Below are 11,122 nucleotides of genomic sequence, written 5' to 3' on the forward strand. Positions count from 1 at the left end.
CTGTCAGGTCCTGGGCGGTGCGGTCGTGCCACCCAGCCACAGCTCCGCGTCGAAGCGGATGCGGCGCCGCTCTGCGGCGAGCTCGGTGCCCTGCATCAGCGCCACCAGCAGCTCGGCGGCACTGCGCCCGATCAGCTCGCGCGGCTGGCGCACCGTGGTCAGCGGCGGCTCGCAGAATTCCGCGAACGGGATGCCGTCGAAGCCCACCAGCGACAGGTCGGCCGGGACGGCCAGCCCGCCCTGCCGCACCTCCTTCATGAAGCCGATCGCCATCTCGTCGCTGATCGCGAACACGGCGCTGGGCCGCGTCCGGTCCGCGACGAACGCCTGGCCGGCACGCCGCCCGGAGCCCACCCGGAAGTCGCCCGGGTAGCGGACCACCGCGTCGGCGCCGATCCCGGCCTCGGCGAGGGTGGCCATGAAGCCTGCATGACGGCGCTGCTCGATCGCGTGGTCCGCCGGCCCGCCCAGATAGCCGAACCGGCGATGGCCCAGCTCCAGGAGATGGCGCGCCACCGTGGCGGCCGCTGCTTCCTCGTCGATCGCGACCAGCGGCAGGTCGGGGGCCGCGGGCGTGGTGACGCTCACCATCGGCACCCCGGATTCGGCGAGGCTGCGCCCCGACGCCTTGGGCATGCGGCTCAGCATCAGGAGCACGCCGTCGACCTGGCCGGCCGCCACCAGGTTGACCACCCGCTCCTCGCGCTCGGCGCTCTGGTAGAGGTTGCCCAGCAGCACGCCATAGCCGGCGGCGGACAGGGTCAGGTCGACCGCCATCAGCAGCTCGTTGAAGAAGGCGCTGATCATCGACTCGCCATGCCCCGGCGAGGACAGCACCACCAGCACGTTCATCGAGCGCGCGGCCCGCAGCGTGCGGGCGGCCGGGTTGGGCGTGTAGCCGGTCTGCCGGACCGCCTCCAGGATGCGGGCGCGGGTTTCCGGCAGGACCCGCTCGGGCCGCGCCAGGGCCCGGCTGACCGTGGAGGCCGAGACTCCCACCAGTGCCGCCACGTCCTCGATCTTGGTCACCTGCCGCCTGGCGGCGCGCTGCACGCCTTCAGGCTTCACGGCGTCGCCCGGACGCGTGCTGTCGTCGATACTCATGAATTTTTCTTGGACATAGAAAAAGGGCTTGTCAAACGATGATGCAAACGATTGCATGATGGGAACGTCATAACGATCGGGAGGTCGAACCATGCCTATGTTCCGCCTGGCCTGCCTGGCCACTGCGGTGCTGGCGGCTGCACCGCTGACGGCCAAGGCCGAGATGCGCGCCGAGGTGCTGCACTGGTGGACCTCGGGCGGCGAGAGTGCTGCCGTGAAGGTGTTCGCCGAGGAGTTCACGGAGGCCGGCGGCACCTGGGTCGACAGTGCGATCGCCGGCGGCCAGGCCGCGCGCACCGCCGGGATCAACCGGATCGTCGGCGGCAATCCGCCGACCGCCATGCAGTTCAATACCGGCAAGCAGTTCGACGAGCTGGTCGCCAACGGGCTCCTGGCCGACCTCGACGCGGTGGCATCCGAGGGCAAGTGGCAGGACGTGCTGCCGCCGGCACTGACCGAGGCCATCACCCGCGACGGCAAGGTCTATGCGATCCCGGTGAACATCCACGGGATCAACTGGCTCTGGTACAACAAGAAGCTGTTCGACGAGCATGGCATCGCCGAGCCCACCAGCTGGGCGGAGGTCGCGGCCGCCGGCGAGAAGCTGAAGGCGGCCGGGCTGATCGGCCTGGCCCAGGGCGGCCAGCCCTGGCAGGAGCGCAGCCTGTTCAACGCCATGCTGGTCGGCGACGGCGGCACTGACCTCTACTACCGGATCTATCGCGACGGCGACCAGGAAGCGGTGCGCAGCGACGGGTTCCGCAAGGTCGCCGACCTGTTCAAGCAGCTTCAGGGCCTGACCGATGCGGGCAGCCCCGGCCGCAACTGGAACGATGCGACGGCCCTGGTGCTGACCGGCAAGGCCGGGATGCAGGTGATCGGCGACTGGGCCAAGGGCGAGTTCACCGCGGCCGGCCAGGTCGCCGGCCAGGACTATGGCTGCGCCATCGTCGGCCAGGGCGGCTACCTGATGGGCGGCGACGTGTTCGTCTTCCCCGTGGTCGATGGGGCCAGCAGCGCGGACGAGACCCAGGCGACCCTCGCCGAGGTCATGTTCGCGCCCGAGACCCAGATCGCCTTCAACACGATCAAGGGCTCGGTGCCGTCCCGGCTCGACGTCGACGTCTCGGGCATGGACGCCTGCGCCCAGAAAGGGGCGGCTGCCCTGAAGGACCCGGCGCGGCAGGTGCCCACCACCGACTTCCTGATCAGCCCCGACCTGTCCGGTGCCCTGGACGACGTGATCACCCAGTTCTGGAACAACGGGGGCATGACCACCGACCAGTTCGTCGAGCAGTTCATCGGCGCCATGCAGGCGGCGGGGTGACCGCCATGGTGACGGCGCGCAGCCCGGCTGCGGCCTCCCCCCGCATGCTAGGGGGCCGGGCGGATGCCCGGCCTGCCCGGTGGCGACGCCAGCTGGGCGCGAAGCTGGCGCTCCTGCCGCTCACAGCCGTGGTGATCGTCGTCTATCTCGGCTGCATGCTGTGGACGGTGCGCCTGTCCTTCTCCAGCTCCAAGCTCCTGCCGGTGGGGGACTGGGCGGGCCTGCAGCAATATGAGCGGCTGTTCGCCAACGACCGCTTCCTCCTTTCGGCGATCAACATCGGCATCTTCGGCGTCCTGTTCATCGGCGGCTGCCTGGTGTTCGGCTTCCTGCTGGCCGTGTTCATCGACCAGCGGGTGCGGGCCGAAGGGGTGTTGCGCACCGTGTTCCTGTTCCCGCACGCCATGTCGCTCGTGGTGACCGGGCTGGCCTGGCAGTGGTTCCTCAACCCGACGCTCGGCCTGCAGAAGCTGGTGCGCGATCTGGGCTTTGCCGGCTTCACCTTCGACTGGATCGTGAACCAGCAGATGGTGATCTACACGCTGGTGATCGCCGGGATCTGGCAGGCCTCGGGCCTGGTGATGGCGATCCTGCTGGCGGGGCTGCGTGGGGTCGACGAGGATCTGTGGAAGGCCGCCAGGGTCGACGGCATTCCGGCCTGGCGCGTCTATCTCTCGATCGCCCTGCCGCTGATCGGGCCGATGGTGGTCACCGCCACCGTGCTGCTCGCGGTCCAGGTGGTGAAGCTCTACGACCTGGTGGTCGCCATGACCCGGGGCGGGCCCGGCATCGCCTCCGAAGTCCCCGCCAAGTTCGTCATGGACCACCTGTTCGAGCGCAACAATATCGGCCTGGCGACCGCGGCCGCCAGCATGATGCTGGTCACGGTGGTGGCGATCCTGGCGCCCTGGATCTACGCCCGCTACGTCCGCGAGACGGGGAGGCGCACATGACCACGCCCTTGACGGCGAATGTGCCGAGCGGCCGGCGGCCCCGCCGGGTCGGCATCGCCCGGATCGGGATCTATGCCTTCCTCCTGACCTCGGCGGCCTTCTTCCTCCTGCCGCTCTGGATCATGGTCACGACCTCGCTGAAACCCAGGGCCGAGGTCTGGGAAGGCAACATCCTGGCGCTGCCGGCAGAGTTCACGGTCGAGCCCTGGATCAAGGCCTGGTCCGAGGCCTGCACCGGGCTGGATTGCAACGGCATCAGCGTGGGCTTCTGGAACTCGGTGCAGATCCTGATCCCGTCCCTGGTCCTGTCGATCCTGGCCGGCGCGGTAAACGGCTATGCCCTGTCGTTCTGGCGGGTGCGGGGGGCCAACCTCCTGTTCGGCATCCTGCTCGCCGGCGCCTTCATCCCCTACCAGGTGTTCCTCTACCCGCTGGTCCGGCTGTTCTCCCAGGCCGGCATCTACAACTCGCTGGCCTGCATCGTGATCGTCCATGTCGTGTTCGGCATGCCGATCATGACGCTCCTGTTCCGCAACTTCTATGCATCGCTGCCGGTGGAGCTGTTCAACGCCGCGCGGATCGACGGCGGCGGGTTCTGGACGATCTTCACCCATGTCCTCCTGCCCATGTCCGCGCCGATCATCGTCGTGGCCACGATCCTGCAGGTCACCGGCATCTGGAACGACTTCATCTTCGGCCTGACCTTCGCCGGCCGGGAGAACCTGCCCATGACCGTCCAGCTCAACAACATCGTCAACTCGACCCAGGGCGAGCGCGCCTACAATGTCGACATGGCGGCCACTATCCTGACCGCATTGGTGCCGCTCGCCGTCTACTTCCTGTCCGGGCGCTGGTTCGTGCGCGGCATCGCCGCCGGCGCGGTGAAGGGGTAGGGGCGATGGCCGAAGTCTCCCTGCGCGACATCTCGGTGGCGTTCCACAGCCTGACCGTGTTCGACCATCTCGACCTCGACATCGAGGAGGGCGAGTTCCTGGTGCTGCTGGGCCCCTCGGGCTGCGGCAAGTCCACCCTGCTCAACGCGATCGCGGGACTGCTCGAGGTGGAGACCGGGCAGATCTGGATCGGCGGGCGCAACGTCACCTGGGAGGAGCCCAAGGACCGGGGCATCGCCATGGTGTTCCAGTCCTATGCGCTCTACCCGCGCATGAGCGTGCGCAACAATCTGTCGTTCGGCCTGCGCATGGCCGGGACGGCCAAGGACGAGATCGCACGGCGGGTGGCGAAGGCAGCGGCCATGCTGCAGATCGACCACCTGCTCGACCGCCGCCCGGACCAGCTCTCCGGCGGGCAGCGCCAGCGCGTCGCGATCGGCCGCGCACTCGTGCGCGATGCCGACGTGTTCCTGTTCGACGAGCCGCTCTCCAACCTGGACGCCCAGCTGCGCAACGAGCTGCGTGTCGAGATCAAGCGGCTGCACCAGCAGCTCGGCTCGACCATGATCTACGTCACCCACGACCAGATCGAGGCGCTGACCCTGGCGGACCGGATCGCGGTGATGAAGGACCTGAAGATCCAGCAGCTGGCATCCCCGCAGGAGATCTACCATCGTCCGGCCAACCGGTTCGTGGCCGGCTTCGTCGGCAGCCCGCGCATGAATTTCGTGGACGGACGGCTGCTGCCGGACGGGGAGTCCGGCTGGCGCTTCACCACGGACAGCCATGTGCTGCGCCTGGGCGGCTACGCCTTCGACGGCCAGCCGCAGCCGGGGCAGGAGGTGACGCTGGGCATCCGCCCCGAGCATCTGCAGCCGGCGGATGCCGGCGACTGGGACGGCTTCGTCGTCGAGATGACCGAGCCCATGGGTGCTGACACGCTGGTGTGGGCCCGCTCCGGCCCGGACCTGCTGGCGGTGCGCACCGGCAGCGACACTGCCATCACCGCGGGCAGCAGCCTGACCCTCGGCCTGCCGCAGGACCGCATCTCCCTGTTCGACCGCAAGGACGGCCGCCGGCTCTGACCGGCCCCCATTTCCTTCCTGGAAGACGCCATGACCATCGCATCCGGACTGCAGCTCTATTCACTCCGCGAATTCCCGCCCATGGCGGCACGGATCGCCGAGCTGGCCGAACTCGGCTACCGGAAGGTCGAGCCCTATGGCGCCCTGAGGGAGGACGTCATCGGGCTGGCGGACGCGATCGCCGCCGCCGGCCTCACGTCGCCCACCGCCCATGTCGGGATCGACCGGTTCCGTGCCGACCTGGACGGCGTCCTGCGGATCGCGGAGACGCTGCGGCTGGAAACGGTCGTGATCCCGTTCCTCCAGCCGGGCGACCGGCCGGGTGACACGCCCGGCTGGATGCGGGTCGGTGCCGAGGTGGCCGGCTACGCTACCCGGCTGAAGTCGGCGGGCCTGGGCCTCGCCTGGCACAACCACGACTTCGAGATGTTGAGGCTCCCGGACGGCAGCCGGCCGATGGAGCATCTGCTCGCCGCGTCCGACGACGTGCTCTGGGAGTGCGACGTGGCCTGGGTGACCCGGGGCGGGGAGGACCCGACCGCGTGGATCCGGCGCTATGGCGAGCGGATCGTCGCCGTGCACGTCAAGGACATCGATCCCGACCAGGACAATGGCGAGGACGGCTGGGCCGATGTCGGCCATGGCATGCTGGACTGGGGGCTGATCGTCCCGGCGCTGAAGCAGGCCGGCACGAAGCACTGGATCGCCGAGCACGACAAGCCGAGCGACGGGATGCGCTTTGCCCGGCGCTCGCTCGCCACCATGCGGAGCTGGTGAGGCGATGACCGGAAAACTGGGCGTCGGCATCATCGGCTGCGGCACGATCGCCGACATCTACTGCCGCAACGCGCCGCGCTTTGCCGACATCGAGATCCGCGCCTGCGCCGACCTCCGGCCGGAGATCGCCCAGGCACTGGCCGGCAAGTACGGGCTGCGCGCCATGGGTGCCGCCGAGCTGATGGCGGCGGACGAGGTCGACATCGTCCTGAACCTGACCATCCCCAACGCCCATGTGGAGGTGTCGGGCGCGGCCCTGGAGGCCGGCAAGCATGTCTATAGCGAGAAGCCGCTGGCGACCTCGCTGGCGGGTGCCCGCGAGCTGACGGAACTGGCCAGGCGCAGGGGCGTCCACTTGGCTGTGGCGCCGGACACGATCCTGGGGCCGGGCGGGCAGCTCGCGCGCAAGCTGGTCGACGAGGGCGAGGTCGGCATGATCACCGCCGGCACCGCCTTCGTGCTGTCGCGCGGCATGGAGCACTGGCACCCGTCGCCGGGCTTCTACTTCCAGCCGGGCGGCGGCCCGGTGTTCGACATGGGCCCCTATTATGTCACCCAGCTCGTCCAGCTCCTGGGGCCGGTCGAGCGGGTGGCGGCACTGGCCACCACCGGGATCGCGGAGCGGGTGGTGACGGCAGCGGGGCCGATGCAGGGGCAGACCATCCGCCCGCAGGTCGCCACCACGATCATGGGCCTGCTCGATTTCGCCAGTGGTGCCAAGGTCATGTTCGGGGCCAGCTGGGACGTGGCGGCGCACGGCCACCGGCCGATCGAACTCTACGGCACCAGGGCGTCGCTCAGGGTGCCCGACCCGAACTTCATGGGCGGTGTCGTCGAGCTCGGCACCCGCGAAGATGGCTGGCGGGAGCTGCCGACGCAGGAGCGGGTGTTCGGCAAGGCCAACTATCCGTTCGACGCCCCGATCCACGCCAACGACCGCGGCCTGGGCGTGGCCGAGTTCGCCCAGGCGGTCCGCCAGGGCCGCACGCCGCGGCTGGCCGGCGGGCTGGGCCTCCACGTCACCGCGGTGATGGAGGGGCTGCTCGTCGCCAGCGAGCAGGGCCGGGTGATCACGATCGAGGATCGCTGCGAGCGGCCGGCGGCGTTGAGCGAGGAGGAGGCGGCCGCCCTGCTAGCCCGGGTCTGAATCTCAGCGGGTCAGCCAGCGCAGCGAGCGGGCCAGCGCCAGCGTGCCGTCCCGCTCGAACCAGCGCCCGTGGCTGAAGATCACCCGTTCCGGCGCCAGGTCGATCAGGCGGCGTGCCGCCGGGGCCGCCTGGCTCCGCTTCATGTTGATGACCAGGCGCAGATAGATGGGGGCCTGCCCGTCCGGTGCCGCACTGCCGACCAGGTGCGTGCCCAGCCGCATGGGGGCGGGCAGTTTCTCCGTCTCCACGTTCACGACCAGGTCGGTCAGGAGCAGGGTACGGCTCTTGCGGTGGAACAGGGCCACCTCCGTGAAGCCGCCGCCGCCTGGGACGACCACCTGCTCGATCTCGTCCGCCCATTCGGCTGGCGCCCGGCCCGACAGGTCGTGGTCGATCCGCAGGCCGGACTGCCGGACCTGCCGGCGTTCGCGCAGCCCGGGTGCCGCCCAGGTCACCGTGCCTGGGCACTCCCGTTGCCAGGTCTGGAGATAGGACCAGTGCGCGATGTTCGGTGCCAGGAGATGCCGGATCCGGCCGACCTCCTCGAGCTGGCGCCGGAGCGGCTGGTGGTAGCGGGTCGGCGAATGGAGGATCAGGTCGCCGCTCGCCAGGCGCACCACCGCCATCCGGACCGGCATCGGTATGCCCAGCATCCGGTGCGGGCCGCTGTCGACGATCCAGACCCCGTCTGCCACCGGCTTGAGCTGGTCGAGGGGCGGGTAGGTGACCGGGCTGGCCATGCGTGGTGCCGCCGTCAGCCGGGCGGCAGGATCGAGAGGCCGCGCTCCAGGAAGCCATGGCTGCGCTCGTCGATGCGCCCGTCCTCCTGCTCGCTGGCCGGCAGCATGTCGTCCCGGCCTTCCCGCCCGTCCAGGATAGTGCCCCGCTCGGAGCGCCGGTCGGCCGGCCGGTCGGGTCCTGGCTTGTGCCGTGGTTCGGGCTGGCGATCCTGGGTGCTCATCTCGCTCTCCATGCCGTTCGTCCTGAGAGAACCGCCAGTCCCGTTGCACCGTTCCATGGAACGCGCGGGCCCGCGTCCCGTTGAGAAAGCCTTCTGGCATCGGACACGGCACTGGTTGGTTCATGGATTGCCTGATCATCGGCGGCGGCCCGGCGGGGCTGACCGCCGCGATCTATCTGGCCCGCTTCCGCCGGCGGTGCCTGCTCGTCGATACCGGTGCGAGCCGGGCCTCCTGGATCCCGGTGTCGCACAACCATCCGGGCTTCCCCGATGGGATCCCAGGCACCGAGCTCCTGGCACGGATGCGCCGGCAGGCACAGCGCTACGGGGCGGAACTCGTCCTCGGCCGGGTCGAGCGGCTGGAGGCCAAGCCCGATGGCGGCTTCGTGGCGTGGCTGGACGACGGCAGCCGGCGAGAGGCTGCGACCGTGCTGCTGGCGACCGGCACGGACGACGTCCCGCCGCCGCTCGACCTTTCCCACCTGGACGAGGCGGTGGCGGGCGGCCTCCTGCGCTACTGCCCGATCTGCGACGCCTTCGAGATCATCGGCCGGCGCGTGGCGCTTGCCGGGTCCGGCAAGTGCCGGATCCGCGAGGCGCTGCTCCTGCGCAGCTACACGGCCGATCTCAGCCTGCTCACGCTGGGCGACCCCTGGGACCTGCCCGAGGACGAGCGCCGCACGCTCACAGAGGCCGGTATCGAGATCATCGAGGCCCCCGCCGCCGACCTGGCGATCGACGGCGACTGCTTTGCCGTCCGGACGACGAGCGGCCAGACGCACCGGTTCGATTCGCTCTACGTGGCGCTGGGCCTGCGCGCCCGCTCCGGCCTCGCGGTCGCCCTGGGCGCTGCGCATGACGGGGACGGTGCGCTCATCGTCGACGCGCACCAGCAAACCAGCGTGCCCGGCCTCTATGCGGCGGGCGACGTGGTCCAGGGGCTGGCGCAGATCAGCGTGGCGACGGGTCAGGCCGCCATTGCGGCCACGGCGATCCAGAACAGCCTGCCGCTGCGAGGTGCCCAAGACGATGGCTAGCGCCGTCACAGAACCGGACGGCGGTCTGGCAGGTTGAATGGCTGCCGGGCGCACTGGCGCCCACCACTCCAGCCATGGATGCGGATTTGAGCGGAACAACCGAAGCGCACAGCCTGGGTGAGATCCTGGACGGCCTCGCCGAACAGGGCAGGGAGCAGGACCAGGTGTCCGTGGACGACATGAAGAAGGCGGTCGGCCAGCGCAGCTACGGGCCGTTCCTCCTGGTCCCGGCGTTGCTGGAGATGTCGCCGATCGGCGGGATCCCGGGCCTGCCCACGGTGATCGCGCTGCTGATCGTGATCGTCGCCGTCCAGATGCTGCTCGGGCGCGACCATCTGTGGATCCCGGGCTTTCTCGGCCGGCGCAGCGTCGAGGGCGAGCGGCTGGAGAAGGCCACCGACAAGATGCGCGGGATCGCCGGCTGGGCGGACCGGCTGTTCCACGGGCGGCTGACCTTCATGACCCGCGGCATCTGGGTCCGGATCATCGCCCTGCTCTGCATCCTCCTGTGCCTGACCGTGCCTGGCCTGGAGCTGATCCCGTTCGCCAGCACCTTCCCGATGGCGGCGATCGCCCTGTTCGGCATGGCGCTGCTGGTCGGCGACGGGCTGCTGGTCCTGCTGGGGCTGGCGGTGGTGATCGGCGGCGGGATCTTCGGGCTGACGCGGCTGGTATAGCAGCCGCCTGCCGACGAGACCGGTCAGGCGATGAAGTCTCCGGACGAAAGGCTAGTGACGTCGAACAGGGTGATCGTGCCGTTGCCCCAGTTTCCCCCGGTGGGCGGCGGCGGCACGGTGGGCGCGTCGGCGCCACGATACTCAAGTTGCACCGAGCCGAAGAACGCGCCGATGTCGATGACCAGGCTCTGCTGGGTGGCACCCATGAACGATGCGTCGGCAAGCGTGACGGCATCGTCCGCATCGGTGATCACGCCGTCCGAGTTCGTGTCGAGGTCGCCGAACTTGAAGACGTAGCGCTCGCTGTAGTCGCCAATAGGGGAAGACTGACGCCAGCCGATCGCAAGCTGGTCACCACCGCCGAAGTCGCTGATCAGGTCGTTGATGTAGAAGAAATTGTTGGCCGGCCGGTCGATGGCATCGAGATCCCCATACAGGTGGTACCCGAACGTGTCGCTGCCGGTGCCGCCGGTCAGGATGGACATGCCCAGGTCATGCCGGGTCTCCCCACTGACCAGCATGTCATTGCCGGCACCACCCATCAGGCGATCCGCGCCCGGGTCCCCGAACAGGGTATCGTTGCCGGCACCGCCCTCCAGCCGGTCGTTGCCATAGCCGCCGTGCAGCCGGTCGTCGCCGTCCTCACCGCGCAGATTGTCGTCCTGCCAGCCGCCGAGCGCGGAGTCGTTGCCGCTGCCGGCGAACAGGACCATTGAGCCGGTGCCGGTCTCGTCGTCGAACCAGCCTTCGTAGGGCATGGCGATCTCGTCGTCGCCAGCACCGGCATAGACGACGTTCAGACCGGCGCCCGGCCCGATATAGTCGTTGCCGTTGCCGCCCAGGATCAGATCGTCGCCAAGACCAGCGAAAATGCGGTCGTCGCCGTCACCGCCTTCCAGTCGGTCGTTGCCGTCCTGGATTGGTCCCTGCGCATCCCGGCTGACGCCGCCATCGCGCTCAGTACTGCCCGGCGGCTTATCGCCCCCATAGAGCGTGTCGTTGCCATCCCCGCCCATCAGCAGGTCATTGCCGAGCCCGCCAAAGAGGTCGTCCGGCCCATGCTGCCCATAGAGCTGGTCGTTGCCGTCGTCGCCCCAGATCCGGTCGCGGTTGTCGCCACCCAGGATGGTGTCGTCGCCCGCCCCACCGCTCAGCTGGTC

The 11,122-nt window shown here is 69.5% G+C and carries 12 protein-coding genes; 8 read left to right on the forward strand and 4 right to left on the reverse strand.

Annotated features, from left to right (window positions below; translation table 11 throughout):
* Positions 1 to 3: 3 nt before the first annotated feature.
* Complete coding sequence (locus HLA95_RS23460) at positions 4 to 1,104, reverse strand: LacI family DNA-binding transcriptional regulator (protein ID WP_191057677.1); 1,101 nt, start codon at positions 1,102 to 1,104, stop codon at positions 4 to 6.
* A gap of 91 nt (positions 1,105 to 1,195) precedes the next feature.
* Between HLA95_RS23460 and HLA95_RS23465 the strand changes: the two genes are divergently transcribed.
* The 6 genes from HLA95_RS23465 to HLA95_RS23490 are packed head-to-tail and all read left to right on the forward strand — an operon-like array spanning position 1,196 to position 7,286.
* Positions 1,196 to 2,431 carry an ABC transporter substrate-binding protein gene (locus HLA95_RS23465; protein WP_222184718.1) on the forward strand — a complete coding sequence of 412 codons (1,236 nt, stop codon included), beginning with the start codon at positions 1,196 to 1,198 and terminating at the stop codon, positions 2,429 to 2,431.
* 44 nt (positions 2,432 to 2,475) lie between these two features.
* Complete coding sequence (locus HLA95_RS23470) at positions 2,476 to 3,384, forward strand: carbohydrate ABC transporter permease (protein ID WP_222184724.1); 909 nt, start codon at positions 2,476 to 2,478, stop codon at positions 3,382 to 3,384.
* Positions 3,381 to 4,277 (forward strand): carbohydrate ABC transporter permease, encoded by an 897-nt coding sequence (locus tag HLA95_RS23475; RefSeq protein ID WP_191057678.1) that lies wholly within the window; start codon positions 3,381 to 3,383, stop codon positions 4,275 to 4,277. The genes HLA95_RS23470 and HLA95_RS23475 overlap by 4 nt, the downstream gene beginning before the upstream one ends.
* A gap of 5 nt (positions 4,278 to 4,282) precedes the next feature.
* Positions 4,283 to 5,362 carry an ABC transporter ATP-binding protein gene (locus tag HLA95_RS23480; protein WP_191057679.1) on the forward strand — a complete coding sequence of 360 codons (1,080 nt, stop codon included), beginning with the start codon at positions 4,283 to 4,285 and terminating at the stop codon, positions 5,360 to 5,362.
* Positions 5,363 to 5,392: 30 nt separating this feature from the next.
* The gene (locus tag HLA95_RS23485) at positions 5,393 to 6,139 is read left to right on the forward strand and encodes a sugar phosphate isomerase/epimerase family protein (RefSeq protein ID WP_191057680.1); all 747 of its coding nucleotides are present in this window, start codon (positions 5,393 to 5,395) and stop codon (positions 6,137 to 6,139) included.
* A 4-nt stretch (positions 6,140 to 6,143) separates the two neighbouring features.
* On the forward strand, positions 6,144 to 7,286 hold the full coding sequence (locus HLA95_RS23490; RefSeq protein ID WP_191057681.1) for a Gfo/Idh/MocA family protein: 1,143 nt from the start codon (positions 6,144 to 6,146) through the stop codon (positions 7,284 to 7,286).
* 3 nt (positions 7,287 to 7,289) lie between these two features.
* On the opposite strand, the gene HLA95_RS23495 is transcribed toward HLA95_RS23490, so the two are convergent.
* Positions 7,290 to 8,027: a DUF4336 domain-containing protein gene (locus HLA95_RS23495; RefSeq protein WP_191057682.1), complete on the reverse strand. Its 738-nt coding sequence runs from the start codon at positions 8,025 to 8,027 to the stop codon at positions 7,290 to 7,292.
* Positions 8,028 to 8,041: 14 nt separating this feature from the next.
* A complete protein-coding gene (locus HLA95_RS23500; RefSeq protein WP_191057683.1) occupies positions 8,042 to 8,248 on the reverse strand; it encodes a hypothetical protein in 207 nt (68 codons plus the stop codon).
* A gap of 122 nt (positions 8,249 to 8,370) precedes the next feature.
* Between HLA95_RS23500 and HLA95_RS23505 the strand changes: the two genes are divergently transcribed.
* Together HLA95_RS23505 and HLA95_RS23510 are read left to right on the forward strand one after the other, a co-directional pair.
* Complete coding sequence (locus HLA95_RS23505) at positions 8,371 to 9,285, forward strand: NAD(P)/FAD-dependent oxidoreductase (RefSeq protein WP_191057684.1); 915 nt, start codon at positions 8,371 to 8,373, stop codon at positions 9,283 to 9,285.
* An 86-nt stretch (positions 9,286 to 9,371) separates the two neighbouring features.
* Entirely contained in the window at positions 9,372 to 9,962 is a 591-nt protein-coding gene (locus HLA95_RS23510; RefSeq protein ID WP_222184720.1) for an exopolysaccharide biosynthesis protein, read from the forward strand.
* A gap of 23 nt (positions 9,963 to 9,985) precedes the next feature.
* Here HLA95_RS23510 and HLA95_RS23515 read toward each other — a convergent pair.
* On the reverse strand, positions 9,986 to 11,122 hold a 1,137-nt coding region (locus HLA95_RS23515; RefSeq protein ID WP_222184722.1), incomplete at its 5' end, for a calcium-binding protein.

Source organism: Geminicoccus harenae, from assembly GCF_019800005.1.
GTDB classification, from domain to species: domain Bacteria; phylum Pseudomonadota; class Alphaproteobacteria; order Geminicoccales; family Geminicoccaceae; genus Geminicoccus; species Geminicoccus harenae.

Coding starts and splice junctions, on each gene's coding strand:
- HLA95_RS23470 (WP_222184724.1), top strand. CDS start 2,476: ATGCTAGGGGGCCGGGCGGATGCCCGGCCTGCCCGGTGGCGACGCCAG.
- HLA95_RS23475 (WP_191057678.1), top strand. CDS start 3,381: ATGACCACGCCCTTGACGGCGAATGTGCCGAGCGGCCGGCGGCCCCGC.
- HLA95_RS23495 (WP_191057682.1), bottom strand. CDS start 8,027: ATGGCCAGCCCGGTCACCTACCCGCCCCTCGACCAGCTCAAGCCGGTG.
- HLA95_RS23485 (WP_191057680.1), top strand. CDS start 5,393: ATGACCATCGCATCCGGACTGCAGCTCTATTCACTCCGCGAATTCCCG.
- HLA95_RS23480 (WP_191057679.1), top strand. CDS start 4,283: ATGGCCGAAGTCTCCCTGCGCGACATCTCGGTGGCGTTCCACAGCCTG.
- HLA95_RS23490 (WP_191057681.1), top strand. CDS start 6,144: ATGACCGGAAAACTGGGCGTCGGCATCATCGGCTGCGGCACGATCGCC.
- HLA95_RS23465 (WP_222184718.1), top strand. CDS start 1,196: ATGCCTATGTTCCGCCTGGCCTGCCTGGCCACTGCGGTGCTGGCGGCT.
- HLA95_RS23460 (WP_191057677.1), bottom strand. CDS start 1,104: ATGAGTATCGACGACAGCACGCGTCCGGGCGACGCCGTGAAGCCTGAA.
- HLA95_RS23500 (WP_191057683.1), bottom strand. CDS start 8,248: ATGAGCACCCAGGATCGCCAGCCCGAACCACGGCACAAGCCAGGACCC.
- HLA95_RS23505 (WP_191057684.1), top strand. CDS start 8,371: ATGGATTGCCTGATCATCGGCGGCGGCCCGGCGGGGCTGACCGCCGCG.